The following is a 17,403-nucleotide window of genomic DNA, read 5'->3' on the forward strand; positions in this document are numbered from 1 at the left end:
TTTTGGATTAGAAGCCTATCACTCCTTCGATCATCAGACCATTGAATCTACCACCGTTGAACCTATCTGTGGCAGCAAAGTCGTTATAGTTTTGGCTAACATACTCCAATTTAGCAAGAACATTTTTAGTTACAAACCAACCACCACCAACTTGGATTCTGTCAAGACTTACTTCAAGTCCAGATCCTGCCAATGGGCCACTTACTTTGTTATATCTTCCAGCCAAGTAGAATTTTTCACGACTACCAAATCTGTAGACCAAGTCAGCACCTGTTTGGTTCCAAGTTCTGTCATCTGTTTCATTTCTGGCTTTACCGGTTGATCTCTCAAAGTTACCAAAAAACTCCAAGCCATGGAATTTGATGAAAGGGTTGAATACAAAGGCAGTAATGTTATTTGTCTGATTTGGGCTAAATCTACCTGAGGTAAAGTTTGCGGAAGTAGTTGCAAGCGTGTTTTCCATTACAAGATAATATCTTGACCCGGCCCTGTCTCCTGCCCAAAGTGTATTTCTTTGAGAACTTTTTGTAGTGTATACAGAACCTGTTAATCTAATTCTCAAATTATCAGCCACATATTTGTCATAACCGAATTTACCGATAAAGTTTGGTTTTCTGTTATCCGGATTTGTTACACCGCCTTGGATTTCACCACCTGTGATAGCAGCCATGGCCAACCAGCCGTTGCTTTGGAAGAAAATCTCTCCACCAACTTCAGTAGTGAATGCATCCATGATGTAGTTACCAACAAATGGGTTCCACATGGCATTACCATTGTCTGATCTTCTAAAGTGTGCGTCACCATAGTTAATTTCCATGTGACCAACACGGACGGTTAGGTATTTGTCAAACCAGTCTGTATTACCCAAATTCAAGAAGCCCAACTTGTCAACCTGAAGGTATCCACCTTTAACCCAGGTTTCCGGATGGTGTCTTGAGGAAAGATAAGTCATCAGGTTCAATCTCAAACCATCTGCCAATTCAACATCAATGTTAAGGTTGGCAGTTGCAAGGTTAGTACCCGCACCAATATCAATAAGTTGATTGACATTCACATTGTTTGCATTCAATACCGGCGTGGCAGTATTTTCATGGCTAAGGCTTTGCCATTGTTGTGCAAAGTGTCCACCGATTCTTACTTTCATGCCTTCGAAGGCCACGGTATCTTCTTTTCCTGTTTCAAAGATGTTTATACCTCTTTGATCATATGGTCTCCAGAATTGAACGTCTCTCTGAAGTCCCTGTGCCATTCCGGAAAACAAAAATCCGAGGAAAGCAATTGCTGTGATTATGAGCTTTTTCATAGTTGTGTATTTTATTTTGAAGGTTGAAATATTGTTTTAAATGATATTTTGATGTCGTCGTGTGTTTTTACTGTGCCCAACAATGCTGTGGGTGGATCAATGGAGAAGTTAGTAAGCTTGGTATCAAAACTTCCCTCAAAAGTCAGATTTGAACCTGATTGGGTAAGCTTCACCGGAAAGGATGCAGGTTTTGTAACTCCCGCAATAGTGAAATCCCCTTTTGCCTGGTAGCTGCTGCCACTTCCTGTAATTTCTTTCAAGGTAAAACTTACGTCCTTGTTCTTCTTGGTATCCAAAGCCTTATAGGCATTGCTATCCAAACCCCTGGTACCACTTTTCAAGGTTTCGGCCTCCATTTGAACCTTTAAACTTTTGATACCTTTAAATTGATTACCCTCCATTACAAACATCCCTTCTCCCTTTGCTGCGTTGGAAGTCATATCCCAATCATGTAGGGTAGATCCACCGGAAATCTTCATTTCTGATGATGGTGCCAGGGTATATTTTGTCTGGGCTAATAACTGTGAACCTGTGAATATGAGAACCAGAACCATGATCCTAAATATCCAATAACCGTTGTGCTTCATGTTCATATTGTTTTTTGATTATACAATATTGGGAAGTAATGGCGTCTGAAAACATGACAAAAATCAGTTAATCCCATGATTTATAACACAGGTCTCCGCTTTCTTGAAAAACAGTATAAAAAAATAAATCTCTGCTAAAAACATAGCAGAGATTCTGTAAATGGATAAAAAAACGAAATATTTACAAATTTTATTTTTTTATGAAAATATTTTTTCGAGTATTTTATACGTTATCAAATAGGTCGGTTTGACTCCCTCCATCCCCAGTGCACCCGATGCCAGGGTACTTCCGGTCTCCAAAGGGTTGTCTGAAGCGTAGTAGGCATACAATACTTTTACATTTTTCCGGATGCTTTGCCTGATCCTGCTTTCGCTTTGAATGGCTTTTTGGTAGTGAGCTCCCTCCATTTCCAACCCTATTGCACTCCATGAAGATTCCATCAAATAACTCAAGACATCCTTGTTTTGAAGAGAGGTGCCTAATACAGTAAACATCGTGCCTTGATATACCCCCAAACCAAAACCTTCGAAGTCTTCTTTTTTCAGTTCATTCTTGAAGGGATAATTATCAGCTGTTCCTTCAAAAACATGGCTGTCGGGTATCATTATATCCCCTTTTTTTCCGGTCAAAATACCTGCCTTACCCATAATTGATGCTGAATGTACATCCAAAGGGTAGCTTTTCCCTTCAGATGTCTCGAAAGGTTTAAGCAGTTCGTCAAAACATTCATAAGCCTGTTCTCCAAAAGCATAATCCATGACCACAATAATGGGTTTTTTGTTCAATTCTTTGGGAATCTTGAGTCCGGGTAAAATAGTTTCTTTTGACATCCGTGCCGTATCGAAAACCTGTACATTGATATTTGTGCCAGATTCATCGTTGATTTGGATGAAACCATTTTTCTGGGCATAAGTAAGGATATCTTTTCCTTTATGGTTCTTTGCACCCACGCTGATATCCATTGCCAAACTTTCGATTTGATCAAAAGAAGTCAGTCCAAATGCCTGATGACCATAAATGGTATTTAAAAAACTATGCAGATTGGCAGATACCACATGTATAGGACGATCCAACAATCCTTCCTCAAACAAAACCGATTTTATTTTATTGGCCCATAATTCTCCGTAAACATGATGCCCCACACGAAGCCTTAGGGTTGAAGAAAAAGATATTTCCCTATCCAAAGATTTAAATGATTCGTCGATGGCGAGTTTACCCAAATGGTAAACAATAGAAAACAGGCTAGAGGTATGCGGAGAACTTTCAAATTTCTGCACTGCCGCATGAGTCTCATCAAATGTCCGACCAATGACATGACTAAGGTACGAACAGCCGACTTCCTTGTCAAAATCTTCTCCATTCTCTTCTTTTTCGATGATTTTTTCCAACATCTGCCAGTTCAAATCAAACCTTCCTTTGAAATCGGTACTGTTTGATTTGATTTTCTCTGATTCAATATATAGAAATGTCAAATGGGTAAGAATATCATAAATATCAGACCTGCCACGGGTCATTTCCACATACATCTGATCTTTGTCCACCCTATAGCAATTCCTCTTTCTTTTGGCAGGCACAATTGCAGGAAATGTGGAATTCTCATATCCCTCCCTGCTGATTAATCTGATATACCGGCATTCTTCAATTCCCCTGGGAAGCCTTTCCATGACATATAACAATCCTTCCAGCTCTATCTCTTCCTCCTTTGTAATCAACCCGTAAATTTCAGGACTCAACACCAAAAGTGAATCCACAAGAGACTCCCCTGATACACCCATCGGCTTATAGGACCCTCTCATAAAGAGGTGCCTCATGGTGATATAGAGTTTTTCGATTGCCGCCCGTGATTCCTGTGCTCTGGTTCTTTGCATAATTTTAAAATTTCTTTTTTAGATAAATTCAACAAAATTAATAAAAAAAAGGCTGGTTTTCAGATTATTTGTTTGTTTTGTTCACTTTACCCTAGTGTTAACCAATCAATATTTTTCTTTCAGGACGTTTAAATGATGCTGGGTATGTCCGGGAATTATATTGAACAAAGCCCTGACACTGACATTGGCTCCGTTTGCAATTCCGATGTTTGTGAGTGAATCTACAGGCAAAGATTGAAGCAGTGAAGTCAGTGAATATCGGGACATCTCAAAATCCTCCAGCAATTTTGGCAATGGAATGTTATTGAAATGTGCATTGGAAACATACGTATCTTGATCAAATCCCGGCAGTTCAGATTTCTCTCCCCTGGCAAAACACAAAGCCCGGAAGCACATTATCCTATCTGTATCAATTATATGTCCCAATACCTCCTTCGGAGTCCATTTCCCAGGTGCATAAGCCTTTAGGCTTTTTTCTTCTCCCATCTTTTCGAAAAGAAACCTTACCTCCTCAATCTGTGAAAGTAAAAGTTTCGGAATATCCTTTCCTATGACCCAAGCAACATACCCCGAATAAAACGGTGCAAATTCGCCTTCTTGAGGTGCTAATATTTCATTCATGTAAAAACCGTTTAAATTAAATTTATATCGGGGTAAATTTAAGCCATTCACCTACAGCAATACTATAAATGAAAAGAATTTTACTGTTGATCGCATATTTCAATATCAGTTTAGCCATTGGTCAAACTCAAATAATATTAAGGGATGCTGGTATAGACCAAATGATAAATGAAATTTCCGCTACCAAACTGGAGCAATATGTACGGGAATTGGCCGGTTTCAGAACCCGACATACATTGAGTGCGGACAATGGCAACGAAGGAATTTTGGCCTCTCAGAATTATGTCCTTAATCATTTCAAATCATTTGAGCAGCATTCCAATGGAAGGTTGACTTCGTATATTGATTCTTTTACGATACCTGCGGATGGCCGAAGAATTCCAACAGACAGCAAGTCGGGAAATGTCATGGCTACCTTGAAAGGGACGGATCCGAATGATGACAGAATTTTCCTGATTTCAGCGCATATAGATAGCAGGGCACTTAGCGTCATGGATGAAAAGATAGATGCCCCCGGAGCAAATGATGATGGTTCAGGTGTAGCGGCAATTATTGAACTGGCCAGAATCATGTCGAAGAAATCTTTTCCGGCAACCATCATTTTTGTAGTTGTTTCCGGCGAAGAACAAGGGTTGAAGGGAGCTGCCTACTTAGCCGAAAAAGCAAAGAAAGACAACTGGAATCTGGTAGCCATGCTCAATAATGATATGATCGGAAACAGTCATTCCTCCCAAACAAACATCAATGACAATACACAAGTGAGAATATTTTCGGAAGGTGTGCCTGCCGCGGAAACCGAACAAATGGCTGCTATAAGACGCTACACCAATGGCGAAAATGACAGTAAATCCAGACAACTTGCCCGTTATATGAAAGAGGTCGGAGAAAGATATGTAGATCAACTCGAGGTCAAACTGGTCTACCGAAATGACAGATTCTTAAGAGGTGGCGACCATACTCCTTTTGCAAGGGAGGGGTTTACAGCTATTCGGGTCTGTGAAATGAACGAAAATTATTACCACCAACATGAGAATGTAAGAATTGAAGACGGTATTCAATATGGTGACTTACCCGAATTTGTTGATTTCGAATACATGAGAAAAATTACAGGCATCAATCTAGCTTCTTTGGCCTCAATGGCCTCTGCCCCCTCGGAACCTCAAAATGTGGTCATTGATGTACGTCGATTGAGCAATACTTCTACATTGAAGTGGGATTCTCCTCAAAATGGGTCAGCCAAAGGATATTATGTACTGATGCGAGAAACGCATGAGTCAATGTGGCAGAAGAAATTTTATACAGAAGAAATGACATTGACTATACCGTATTCGAAGGACAATTTCTTCTTTGCCGTTCAGGCAGTAGGAGAAGGAGGTCATGAAAGCATGGCTGTTTTCCCTCAACCCTTAACGCGGTAAATCAAAAACCACATGGAATTTTCTATAGAATCCTGAAATTCTATGCAAGATGGTTTCCATAAGGGACAGTTATCTTCGCCTATGAATGGGGTTTTAAGGAATTTTTCTTGAGAATTCTCAATAAACTCACCACATTAAGGAAATGAATTACTTATGTTGGGGTAATAAACTCATCTAGAAAGGATAGCCGATGGCAAAATTGAGCACCAGATTATCCCTTCTCCAGTCACTATCAAAAATCAGGAATCTATCCAGCCATCGTTCGTCCTCAGGTAGCCAGGGCTTCCTGATAGGGATAGCCAAATCAAACCTCAAAACAAAAAGCTGAATATCGATCCTCAATCCCAATCCACTACCTACCCCAAGTTCTTCTACCCATTTGTTGGTGAATTTGCCCCCTTCAAGGGCATCGTTTTCATTGAAAAGCCAAACGTTACCGGCATCTGTAAAAACAGCGCCTTTTAGATATTTACTGATAGGAAACCTATACTCTATATTGGCTTCGAGTCTGATATCCCCCGCTTGATCAAAAAACCCATTTGTAGTCACATCTTCCGGAATGAAAGTACCGGGGCCCAAGGCCCTGATTCTAAAAGCTCGAACACTACTTGGTCCTCCTGAAAAATACTGTTTTACGAATGGCAGAGAAAGCGAATTCCCCATAGGAAGACCTGCACCTGCAAAAAGTCTTGTAACAAGATTATGCTCTTTGGTAATTCTCCAATAATGTCTGAAATCAAAATCTGCCCTGCTATATTGAGCATATTCAAGTCCAAATATATTATCGGGGTTTGCTGAACCGAAAATTTGATTGATCAATCTTATGGTATTACCTGCGAAATCCAATGTGGCAGCAAAAAATATCGGGTTCTTCCTTTCTGAATCTACCAATTGATTATAATTGAAAGTATAATTCCATCCAAATATAAATTGCTGTTCAAAACTTCTCCTTAAAAATGGGTTTTGGTCCAGGATTTCTTCAAATTCATCAGTAGTCTCCGATAGATTAAACAAGCTGAGACTTATCGGGTTGATTTCATGATAAACATGCCTGTTGACCTGCCAAAAATAGCCGAAGGAAGTATTGACCGAATTGATTTTGTAAAGGTCAGAGCGATACTGGTATTCATAACCTAAACTTATTCTGGTTTTGGGAATGGCAAATTGGAATCTGTTCATTACAGGAGTTGGAAAAAGAACTCTTGGAAAAACCAAACCCGCCTGGATACCGAATTCTGTAGAAGTAAGCCGGTCTCTTTCGCCTTGTGCGATTTGGGTTTCATAACCAACTTTACCTGATAAGGAAAAAATTTCCCCCCCATTGAAAATATTCAGATTCCTATAGGTCAGAATCAATGCGGGACCTACAAAACTGTTTGATTTGGTAACTCCCTGAACCTCTGCTCTCAAAGATCTTTTATTGAGCGGTGACAACAGTATATTGGCATCCAGGGGATAGGTACCATCTTCTCCTCTCACGGAATCAGTCTCATCAAAGGTGATATTGACGTATCTGAAATTCCCTATGGAAGAAAGTCTGTTTGAAGTTAATCTTGACTTTTGTGGGTCGAACTTAGCTCCTTTTTCAAACAATACATATGAAACCAATAAATCAGGTTTAAAAACCAAGTCCTCTTGAACCACATCGATACCTTTGATGCTTACGGTGTCTGCATTCGACAAAGTAGTATTCAAAGCATAATCCGGAAATACGGTAATATCTTTAATGGAATATGGGTAAATGGCCTTTTCAGGAACTTCGGTCTTTAACCTTAGATATAAATCAAATCTTCTGTCCTCATACTGATTGGTATCTGCTTCAAAAATGAGTAAATCACCGGAAAAATTATAATAGCCGAAGGTCTTCAGTTCTCTTTCGATCCTTGTCCTTTCCTGCTTAAGCAGCTCAAGATCAAATCTTTCCCCCACTTTCATTAAAGTTGTACTCTTTAAGGAATCTATCTTCTTCATAATGGACAAGGTATCGCCTAATATTTCGTAGCTGGCCAATCTGTAGGCATTACCGAAATTGAGTTGGTATTGCAGGCTGGTGTTTTTTTTCTTTTCCTCCTTTACTACTTCTGATGTACCATAAAAATAGCCCTTATTTTCCAGCCTGTTCATCAATATATCCAGGGTTCTTTGGGTATTCACTTGGCTGAAATAAACAGGTTTTTCGCCAAATTGATTATTGAGAAATTTATTGATAAATCCAGGCTTTTCTTTTGATCCCTTGTAATGCGCCCACAATCTGAATCTTGTCCCTAAGAGCTTTCTATTGGGGTCGGGATTAATCAAACCGCTCAGTTCACTTTGTAATTCCTTTCTTTCCCTATTAGGTAGGTCGGCATTCAACACCAACTCTGCTCCTGTATACAAAGTCTCGTTTTCAGGAATAAACTTTTTGACTCCACATGATCCGAGGAGGAGTAATAAAACTAACCCTATGTATCCTAAAAACCTCATCAGTTTTCTAATTCATTTTCTTCTTCAAATCTTCCCTCAGGAGATTTATCGTTTATTTCTTCTTTGTTTTCTTCTTTGCCCTTGGTGTCATCGGAAGCAGACTTTTCAAGATCTGCCCTTTTCCATAACTCAGTGAAGGAATTGAATTCTTTATTAAAAATGAAAGAGATTCCTGTGATTATCAATTGTCCATCAATTACTGATTCAAACTGGTTTTTTCTAAAAGTTTTCACCCTCCATCTGCCCCTTTGATCCAAAAGATATTCCAGACTCACATCTCCAAATACCGCATTGCCCTGACCAGGCTGTTGATTTCCGCCCTCGACATCCACCTGTCCCCCAACAGAAATAACCAACCTGTCATCCATAAGAGTTTGCTTTGCAGCCACATTGAGCTGGGTCCTGTCTTCGGCTGCTCCTGATTGATAATCTGTGTAAGAGTCCAGATCAAAATCAACGGAAAATCCCGAATTACCGAACAACCTATCCGAAAATGTGTTGAGTTGACTGGACAATATCTGGCTGACACTGGATCTTGCCAGATTCACCGATCCGCCTGAAGACCCATCATTGCCCACCATAGGAAAGAACTGATTGAGTACCAACAAGGAAAATACCTGCTTGTTCAATTCATCTTCCCTCTGATTTACCTGCTGAATCATGGAGTAAACATTGCCATCGAAAGCTCCCCGATCCTGTTCAGCCATATCCAATTCAAAGCTGATTTCAGGTTGTAACATCTCCCCGTTGATTTTGAGATAAACCATAAACGGCAAAACCTGCCTAAACTGACTTCTGGTCTGCGTGTCTGTCCCGCTTAATTGTGCCTGCATCAATTCTGCAGGTGAAGTTCGGACATTGTAAATGGCTGTAATATTCAGGTTGGCATCCAACATATTCCCGGTCCAAATGACGGTGCTTCCTTCGGCCAGTAAAAACCTCCTGCTTACCAGTCCAAAAAGATTGAGCTCATAATGACCACTTTTGACTTCATATCTTCCCGAAAGGGAAATATCCCCGTTGGGGTTCATAATCATATTGAGATCAGCTTGTCCCTGAATCCTCAAATTGTCATTGGTCCTTTCGTCAACAATCATATTGATGACTGTCTGAGGATCAACCTGAAGGTTTGCTTTAATGTCAAAACCTTGGATTCCTTGGGCTGTAATTTCAGAATCCCTCTTGTATAAGATATCATAAGGATCCTGATGGTTGACAAACAATACCACTCCAGTACGCTCCAAATAATCCAATTGATCCTCCGGAATGATCAGTGTCATTTCGGTTCCCCTGTTGACCTTTAAAATCACATCGATAACAGGCAAACTGAGACTACCTCCAATCTTCATGTCCAAATCCACATTAGCTCGCCCGAAGAAAAGATCATTGTCCTCCCTGGACGAATTTATAATCTGAAAATTTTTGGTTTCCAGTTTTAAATCAAAACCGATATCTGAAATATCCTCTGTGATGAGATTTCCATTGATCACAAAAGACGCACCCGCTTCATCTTTGATAGAGAAATCATTGAAAACCAAGCCGGAATTATTGATCTGAATCCTTTCATCCGGTAAGGAAAACTTCGCATTGATACTGGAAACCAAAAACTCTGCCTCTTTGAAAAACAAATCTCCTGAATAAACCGGTTCTTGCAAAGTACCTTCCAACTTGATATTGCCAGACAGATACCCTTTGGAATTTTTCAGTTCACTCCCGGAAAATGCCTCAATCAATCCTAATTTCAAAGCTTTGAGGTCCAAATCCAAATCCAGGTCACTGCTGACGGTATCGGCCACAAATGTTCCTACGACATTTGCCTCGATATCACCTTCACTCAATGAAATATTGAGTCCGTAACTGTTCAAAGTTTCGGCTTCAGCCAACAAATCCAGTTTTCCAAGTGGAATATCCAAGACAATAAATTCTCTGATATTTAGGTCTGCCAATAATCCTATAGCTTCGAAAGGATTTTCAATAATAAAGCTACCGTCTACTATGCCGTTTAAAACAGGATCTATTGGATTTAAAAATCCTGTAAAGGTTATTATTTCAAAATTTTGAAAGCGGATATCAATCTGTTCTTTTGACGCTTCACTCTCTCCATTGGAAATCTTTAACTGCTGATCCCCTCTTGAGAAATTAAAATTCTGAAAAGCCAGGTGGTTTGACGTATAAATGACTTTGTTATTCTCAGGGATTTGCCAACTTAAACCGTTCAAAATCAGATTTTCGGGTTGAATAAGTAAGCTCAGACTATCGTTTTGCCAAAAAAGTTCGGAGCCGACCTGGATTAAAGGATTATCATCTTTTAGGGACAAAAAGTCAAGATTCAAAATACCATCCTGATAAAAACCTTTCAATTCAGTTTCTCCCATATTGATGGGATTATAAGAAAGTGAGTCAAAACCTGTTATGAATTGAAGTTTATTTTCTTCACCATTGATCGACAATTCAAAAGACTCCACTTTTGAAGAATTATATTGGAACAAGGGTACGGAAATCGAGGAATTGAGTGATTTTTCTGCAGAGAGAAATTCAAAATCAATGGAGACACTATCCAATTTCTCAATTCCTCCAATCAAAAGCTGATCAAGAAATGGAGTGCTCTGAAAGGTGAACTCCCCCTTAGCTACCAAATCATCCGAAATCATTAATTCAGTATTACCGGCAATTACTTCCTCAAAGTATGCTTCAAGAGATTGGAGCAGGTTTGCAATAGAACCGTTCACTGAAAACAGTCCATTTAAAAAATCTGAGTTGATCTGTAAAGAAGAAAGTTGGTCCGAAAGCTCACTTTGCAGCACCACTCTCCCCATTGGAAAAGCCTTTTTATCATAAAAGAAATACCCCTCGTCAATACTTAAGGAAGCTTTGAAATCATCAAAATTCCCTTCTAACGAACCCGTAATCTGAAACTTGGTATTGATATCCTGCTTGGTCAAACCAAAAGCCTGAGTATGGAATTTCTTTAAATCAACAAATAAATTCAAATCCTGATCCAAGGTATCCAATACCGCAGTAAGGTTTACATCAAAATCAAGAGCTTCATTTAAAAAATCCATTTCAAGATTTGCAATTCCATCCTTTGCAGTAGCCTTGAAATTCAATGGAGAGTAATCAAAATCATACCAATTTAATTTCTCAATATCCAAGGTCATCAAACCATCAATATCCTTTAGGTCTTTACCTTTTCCTTCAATAGTAGATTTCAGACTTATCGGCAGTAATTCAGGCATTTTCAAAATTTTTCCCAAATCAAATTCACTCATACCCCAATTAGATTCCAAAAAGTAAACCTCGTCGTTTTTATAAACACCTTCCAAAAAAACATCACCATCACTTGTGGCCAAATATAAATCAAGAATCAGGTCATCCATTCCACCTTTTGCGGCAGCCTGGAGTTTCATATTTTCAGGAAGATCAAATTCAAGATCTCCAACATAGGGGATAATGGCATCTTTACCAGTTTGAATCACCAAGGTCGGTAGATCAAAACGGACATTATCTATATCCAGCGTATTCTCAATCAAAGCAGCATCAAGATTCAGAGAGGTGAAATTTCCATATAGAACTTCAAACTTAGGAACTTGTACTTTTTGTAAACTTCCATTAATCCTACCTGAAGCTTTTAATCCGTTTTTTACCAGTTCTTGAAAGTATATTTCCTTTTTTAATTCAGGAACAAAAAAGGCAGCTTCAGAAGCATTTGTTCTGAACTCCGATATCCGTAAATCAAAAGAGGACTTTTCCGGAGCATTAATCAGGCTTCCCAAATTGAGATAATTCAAAGAAAGATTACCTGCCAGATTTGTCTCACCGGTTTTTATTGAAAAAGAATCCAGATTTAACTTTTGATCATCTGCGGAAATATCTGCTTGAAGGCTTTTAAGAGAGAGACCGCTGCCTTCTTCAAAAGCTGCTCCATTAATTTTTCCACCGGTACTTTTATCTTTTAGAAAAATATTTTGTGCAGAAAAGTCAAAGCCGTTCAGCTGTATCGCATCGGGATTAAAGATTCCTTTCTGGACTTTAGCTCCTGAAATTTTATAATCAAAATCATTGTTTTGAAAATCAATGTCTCCAACCTCGACCCACCAATCAGGCCAATCAAATGGTTCTGTTGGAGATTGGGTATTGATTTCATTTTCCCCTGATTCAGAAGGGCTGATTTCAAGAGCAATGCTGGAATTGGATAAAAAAATTGATTTTAGCAGGATTTTCTGGTCTTCCAAATTTCCCTCGGGAAGAACAGCACCAAACTCATCCAAATAAATCCCTGCGATAATACCGTCAGGAATAGAATGATAATTGAGCTCTGTTTGTTCAATCCTGAGATTATCCAATACGATCAATGGCAAGGGTATGGATGTATCCGTATCAACTGTATCAACTGAAACAAAAGGTTTGGACTGAAAATAATCAATTTTTGCAGCTGAAATAAGGATTTCCTGAATTCCAAAATCCATTTTATTCAGATCCAAATGATCCATTCTGACTCTGATTTCATCCCAAAAGGCATTTGTCTCAATCCCCAAGACCTGATCTTCGTAAACAAGCTTAAAATCCGATAAATCAACCGGACCCAATGAAATCAGTGGAAAGGATTGAGGCTGTTCCTGCTCAACGGTTTCTTCCTGTTCATCAGGTGCCGAAATAAAGGCCTCTAATAAAAAATTAAAATTAAAATTTTGGCTGACACTGTCTCTTTTTACTTTAGCGGTCACCCCCTCCCACTCCAGTTTGGAAATCTCAATATCACCGTTTTTTATTAGTGGAATAAATGAAATACCTGTTTCCAGTAATTTAGAATAAATCAAGGTATCTCCTTCCAAATCTTCCAGGTAAAGACCCTCCAAGCTCAAATCCCCCTTAAATGTGATGAATAACCTTTCTATATTGACAATGGTCCCTGTTTTTTTAGATATAAATGAAGTGGCTTTTCCAACCAATATATCCTGACCCCAAGGGCTTCTAATAAACAAAAGAATTGCTATCACCAAAATCAATATAATACCGATGGTGATTCCCAAATATTTGAAAAATTTCTGAATAAACTTTTTGATAATATTACAATTAAGTTGGTCAGTCAACCTCAAATATAAGGCTTATACTATTAGATTACCGAACAAATAAATTATAGCTTCTCAAAATAGGTCCCAGATTAAGAAAAAGTCACTTGCATTTTAACAAATCGTTAAGTGTTGGAATTGGATTGAAATAAGCGGTCGATAAAACCTAAATTCAAAATTGAATTGAAATTTTCGGCTTATGACGGTTTTCTTCAGTTTTATACTTCTCTTTATTACCTATTTTCTTACTGTATTGGCACTTTTGCAGGTTTATTTACCAGAAGGCATTAATATCATGAACGAAAATGACTGGAAGATGCACCAATACGTAGCTTACAAAAAAATACTATGGGCAAGTCTCGCTATCTCCAGTTTTATCACGGGCATGATGTTTCGCTTTTTTGTTTATCCTTATTCCTGATATTTCTTAAGAATTTTCGCGCTAATTTTAGAGAAATCAATTTTTTTCTACATTTTTCCATGGCAAAGACTCTTTTAAACCATTAGACTCAAAAATCATGAATTATATCATCAGACCTTGCGAAGAAAAAGACCTGCCTGATTTAGTCAAATTATGCAAAGCACATGCAGATTATGAAAAATCAGAATATTCGGTAGATGGAAAAGAACAAGGGCTAAGAGAGGGTATTTTTGGTGACCCAAAAAGACTACATGTTTGGATTGTGGAAGTTGATGGAAAACCAGAGGGTTTTACCTCTTTCACTTTTGATTTTTCGACATGGGAAGCTTCCTCTTTCCTGTATATGGATTGCTTGTACCTTAATGAGATCTGCCGCGGAAAAGGCATCGGAACTGAAATCATGAACAGAATCCGGGAAGTTGCCAAAGAAAAAAAATGTGTAAATATCCAATGGCAAACACCTGAATTCAATGCCATGGCCATTAGGTTCTATGTTGGCCTTGGAAGTGTGGGCAAGCAGAAAATGAGATTTTTTATGGAGCCTTAGGTTCATTTTTGCTTCCAATAAGCACTACAAAAAGTAGGTAAAATAAGTGATCTTGAGTTTATTGTCCATGCAAGAATTTTTGGGGGGATATAAAAATCAGACAACTCAAAAGTCATAAACTTATAAAAATATTCTTTTGTGATTAACTGCCATAGGATTCTCCGAAGGTAAAAAATTATTCTTTAAAATCAGAAAGTTTATTCCAATCCATAAAAGGGAATAGTGACTTCCTTTTGATGACTTCCGCCAAGGAAATAGCGGCTTTCATAAAAAATGAAAGCCGCTCAAAAGTATATAATAGATTAATTGAAAAGGTCGAATTTTACACCAAAGTTGATTCTGATGTTATAGTATTCCTCCTGCGCTGTCCTAGCTCTGATTCCTTGGTAGTATCTCAAAGGTTGATTGGTCAGGTTATTTGCTTCAAAAAACACCCTCCAATTTGGAGTGAAGGCATAAGAGGCATTGACATCAAGAAAGGTCTGACGGTCATAATAGAGATCTTCAAAATTAGATCCCCCGACTTCATCAAGGTAACCACTCGCATGATTGACAGATACCCTCATTACAATTTTTTCGGTTTCAAAAGACAAAGAAGCATTGAACATATTTCTCGCAGTTCCGGGCAATTTGAGTTCGTCATCTTCTCTTCCTTCTATCCCCGTTGTCCTGGAATCAGTAAAGGTATAGTTGGCAAAAATCCCAAGTCCTTTCCAGATTCCCGGAAGAAAATCAAATTGTCTTTGGATGGAGGTTTCAAAACCATAAACATTGGCAGTACCGCCATTTTCAGGTTGGGTAAGCTCAATCAATTGACCAAATTGAGGATCAATGACATTCAATTGGGTTCTTTGATAGATAAAATTATCGACATCCTTGTAGAAACCTCCTGCCGTGAAAACACCTACAGACTCATAATAATTTTCAAACATCAAATCAAAATTCATTGAAGTAGTCGGAACCAAGTTTGGATTACCTCTTTGAAGTGATTGGTTTTCAGGGTTAAAAATGGCAAACGGAACCAAGTCAAAGTAATTTGGTCGTGCAATGGTGTTGGCCCAAGCCAATCTTAGGATACGGTTATCGCTGATATCGTATTTGAAATGGGCGCCCGGCATAAAGTTAGAATAGTTATCTGTGACAGTCGCAGATTGGTTGAAAGTCTCCTCTTCTTCATCAAACTCATATCCACGGTACTCCAAGTTTGTGTTTTCCAATCTCAACCCGAAAATACCTGAGAGTTTGGAGTTAAACTGGTAATCAGTCATTACATATCCTGCAGTAATGGTCTCAGAGGCTTGGTAGTTTCCGGTAATATATTCAGCCACAGCATCCTCAAATTCAAACAAAGATTCGTTTTTAAGATCCAATCCACCCAAAAACTCTTTATTGACAAACCTTCCAGGAACATACTGAGGTCCATTTAGAAATACTCTTTCGTTTTGGAAGGAATTTGGCAGTGAACCCAGGTTATTTCCTCCAGGTCCAAGATCCACAAGAGGATCGTAGACATCATAGGAATCTGTTCTTTCTTTGTATTTTGACCTTACCCTGCCACCAAATTTGAAAATACCCTTGTTGGCGGAATATGGCATGGCAAAATCCACTCTACCATTGAGGTCTTCTTCAAATGTATTGTTGTTGGATTCATAGATTTCATTCAGACCCAATCCCAAAGCATCATTCTCATTAACTAAAGTAGTCAAAACCTTAAATGGATCCCTGATATCCAAAATCACGTCGGCATTGCCCCTATGGGTGATGTAACGCTCGTTGGGTCTGTCCTCAGAAGCTTTGGCATAAGTACCATTCCAGGTCATTTTCAGTTTATTGAAAATATGGCTTCCCGAAAGAGTTGTATTGATGACCCTTTGGTCTTCCAGCCTCGCATTTTTTACCCGGTCATTGTCAATCCCCCCTTTTGTTTGAATAGCAGTCCTTCCTCTCAATTGGAAAAGATTGTTTTCGATTTCTGTAAATTCTCCGGATTCGAAAGGCCTTTCAGTCCTGTCTACTCTGAACCTGTACCTGTTTTCCCAGTCATCCCTCCAGTTGTACATCGTATTCAAAATAATTGAATGGTTTTCATTGATATCATAGTCCAAAGCAAGGGATGCTGAACGCCTTACCCTTTGAACATCATATTTCCGGATATCAAAGCTGTTCACCACTACCGGATTATTGGGATCATCAGTTTCAGCCCACTGTGCTTCATAATTGTCAGAACCAAAATTGTGATTGTTGTAAGATCCTGAAAAAATCACTCCTAGTTTGTCCTTGGCAATCCGGTCTCCGATAATCAGACCACTAGTCCAGATAGGTTTATTTGTCAAGAAATTTACTCCTGATGCAGCGGTACCGGATAACCTAAGCCCGTTTGGAGCTTTTCTTGTCACGAGGTTTACTGCGCCACCGATAGCATCTGCATCCATGTCCGGAAGCACACTTTTATTCACTTCAATAGTCTGAATCATATCAGAGGGAATCAGGTCCATCTGTATCCTCCTGTTGTCTCCTTCGGCCGAAGGTACCCTTTCTCCATTGATCATGACCGAATTCAATTCCGGAGCCATGCCACGTATGATGATATTTCTTGCTTCCCCTTGATCATTTTGCATGGTAATCCCAGGAATCCTTTTGATAGCATCTCCGATATTTGCATCAGGGAATCTTCCGATCTGATCTGCAGCCACAATATTGGTGATATTGGAATTTGTTTTTTGTTGGTTCAATGCCCTGGCCTGACCTTTAAGCCTGTCACCGAACACTATAATCTCACCAGCTTCCAAAGTTCCCGGCATCATCTGAAATCTCATTTCAAGAGTCTGTCCGTCCTGCAAGCTGATTTCTTTTGTGAGAGAAATGTAACCCAAATAGGTCACCAGAACAGTGTAATTACCTGACGGAATTCCCTGAATGAAATAGTCCCCTAATTGATTGGTAACAGAACCTTTGTTGGTACCTTCTAAAATCACATTGGCGCCTGGAAGCGAAAGGTTTTGGTCGTCAATGATTTTGCCTCTTAAAACTGCCTGTGCATACAAATTCTGTGCGAATAGCATCAACAAGGAAATTGCTGAAATTAGTAATCTGTGTTTCATA

Annotated in this window: 10 protein-coding genes; 3 read left to right on the plus strand and 7 right to left on the minus strand. The window is 38.9% G+C overall.

From position 1 onward, the window contains the following. Positions 1-7: 7 nt before the first annotated feature. The 4 genes from B9A52_RS19235 to B9A52_RS19250 form a co-directional block, all read right to left on the minus strand. Entirely contained in the window at positions 8-1,303 is a 1,296-nt protein-coding gene (locus tag B9A52_RS19235; RefSeq protein WP_084121992.1) for a hypothetical protein, read from the minus strand. A gap of 11 nt (positions 1,304-1,314) precedes the next feature. Further along, a complete protein-coding gene (locus B9A52_RS19240; protein ID WP_084121993.1) occupies positions 1,315-1,890 on the minus strand; it encodes a YceI family protein in 576 nt (191 codons plus the stop codon). Positions 1,891-2,088: 198 nt separating this feature from the next. Next, the gene (locus tag B9A52_RS19245) at positions 2,089-3,759 is read right to left on the minus strand and encodes a DUF6909 family protein (RefSeq protein ID WP_084121994.1); all 1,671 of its coding nucleotides are present in this window, start codon (positions 3,757-3,759) and stop codon (positions 2,089-2,091) included. A 105-nt stretch (positions 3,760-3,864) separates the two neighbouring features. Continuing rightward, complete coding sequence (locus B9A52_RS19250; protein WP_084121995.1) at positions 3,865-4,380, minus strand: DinB family protein; 516 nt, start codon at positions 4,378-4,380, stop codon at positions 3,865-3,867. A 68-nt stretch (positions 4,381-4,448) separates the two neighbouring features. Between B9A52_RS19250 and B9A52_RS19255 the strand changes: the two genes are divergently transcribed. Beyond that, entirely contained in the window at positions 4,449-5,798 is a 1,350-nt protein-coding gene (locus B9A52_RS19255; RefSeq protein WP_084121996.1) for a M28 family metallopeptidase, read from the plus strand. A gap of 174 nt (positions 5,799-5,972) precedes the next feature. On the opposite strand, the gene tamL is transcribed toward B9A52_RS19255, so the two are convergent. Beyond that, complete coding sequence (gene tamL, locus B9A52_RS19260; RefSeq protein WP_084121997.1) at positions 5,973-8,264, minus strand: translocation and assembly module lipoprotein TamL; 2,292 nt, start codon at positions 8,262-8,264, stop codon at positions 5,973-5,975. Further along, complete coding sequence (locus B9A52_RS19265) at positions 8,264-13,294, minus strand: translocation/assembly module TamB domain-containing protein (RefSeq protein WP_157370222.1); 5,031 nt, start codon at positions 13,292-13,294, stop codon at positions 8,264-8,266. The genes tamL and B9A52_RS19265 overlap by 1 nt, the downstream gene beginning before the upstream one ends. Before the next feature lie 238 nt (positions 13,295-13,532). Between B9A52_RS19265 and B9A52_RS19270 the strand changes: the two genes are divergently transcribed. Further along, the gene (locus tag B9A52_RS19270) at positions 13,533-13,754 is read left to right on the plus strand and encodes a hypothetical protein (RefSeq protein WP_084121999.1); all 222 of its coding nucleotides are present in this window, start codon (positions 13,533-13,535) and stop codon (positions 13,752-13,754) included. Between the two features lie 97 nt (positions 13,755-13,851). Further along, positions 13,852-14,301 carry a GNAT family N-acetyltransferase gene (locus B9A52_RS19275; RefSeq protein WP_084122000.1) on the plus strand — a complete coding sequence of 150 codons (450 nt, stop codon included), beginning with the start codon at positions 13,852-13,854 and terminating at the stop codon, positions 14,299-14,301. 302 nt (positions 14,302-14,603) lie between these two features. Here B9A52_RS19275 and B9A52_RS19280 read toward each other — a convergent pair whose 3' ends face one another. Beyond that, on the minus strand, positions 14,604-17,402 hold the full coding sequence (locus tag B9A52_RS19280; RefSeq protein WP_084122001.1) for a TonB-dependent receptor: 2,799 nt from the start codon (positions 17,400-17,402) through the stop codon (positions 14,604-14,606). Position 17,403 lies beyond the last annotated feature (1 nt).

It is taken from the genome of Aquiflexum balticum DSM 16537, assembly GCF_900176595.1.
GTDB lineage: Bacteria > Bacteroidota > Bacteroidia > Cytophagales > Cyclobacteriaceae > Aquiflexum > Aquiflexum balticum.

Bases quoted from the DNA above. Each gene is read 5' to 3' on its own strand.
- B9A52_RS19235 (WP_084121992.1), bottom strand. From the start codon at position 1,303: ATGAAAAAGCTCATAATCACAGCAATTGCTTTCCTCGGATTTTTGTTT.
- B9A52_RS19240 (WP_084121993.1), bottom strand. From the start codon at position 1,890: ATGAAGCACAACGGTTATTGGATATTTAGGATCATGGTTCTGGTTCTC.
- B9A52_RS19245 (WP_084121994.1), bottom strand. From the start codon at position 3,759: ATGCAAAGAACCAGAGCACAGGAATCACGGGCGGCAATCGAAAAACTC.
- B9A52_RS19250 (WP_084121995.1), bottom strand. From the start codon at position 4,380: ATGAATGAAATATTAGCACCTCAAGAAGGCGAATTTGCACCGTTTTAT.
- B9A52_RS19255 (WP_084121996.1), top strand. From the start codon at position 4,449: ATGAAAAGAATTTTACTGTTGATCGCATATTTCAATATCAGTTTAGCC.
- tamL (WP_084121997.1), bottom strand. From the start codon at position 8,264: ATGAGGTTTTTAGGATACATAGGGTTAGTTTTATTACTCCTCCTCGGA.
- B9A52_RS19270 (WP_084121999.1), top strand. From the start codon at position 13,533: ATGACGGTTTTCTTCAGTTTTATACTTCTCTTTATTACCTATTTTCTT.
- B9A52_RS19275 (WP_084122000.1), top strand. From the start codon at position 13,852: ATGAATTATATCATCAGACCTTGCGAAGAAAAAGACCTGCCTGATTTA.
- B9A52_RS19280 (WP_084122001.1), bottom strand. From the start codon at position 17,402: ATGAAACACAGATTACTAATTTCAGCAATTTCCTTGTTGATGCTATTC.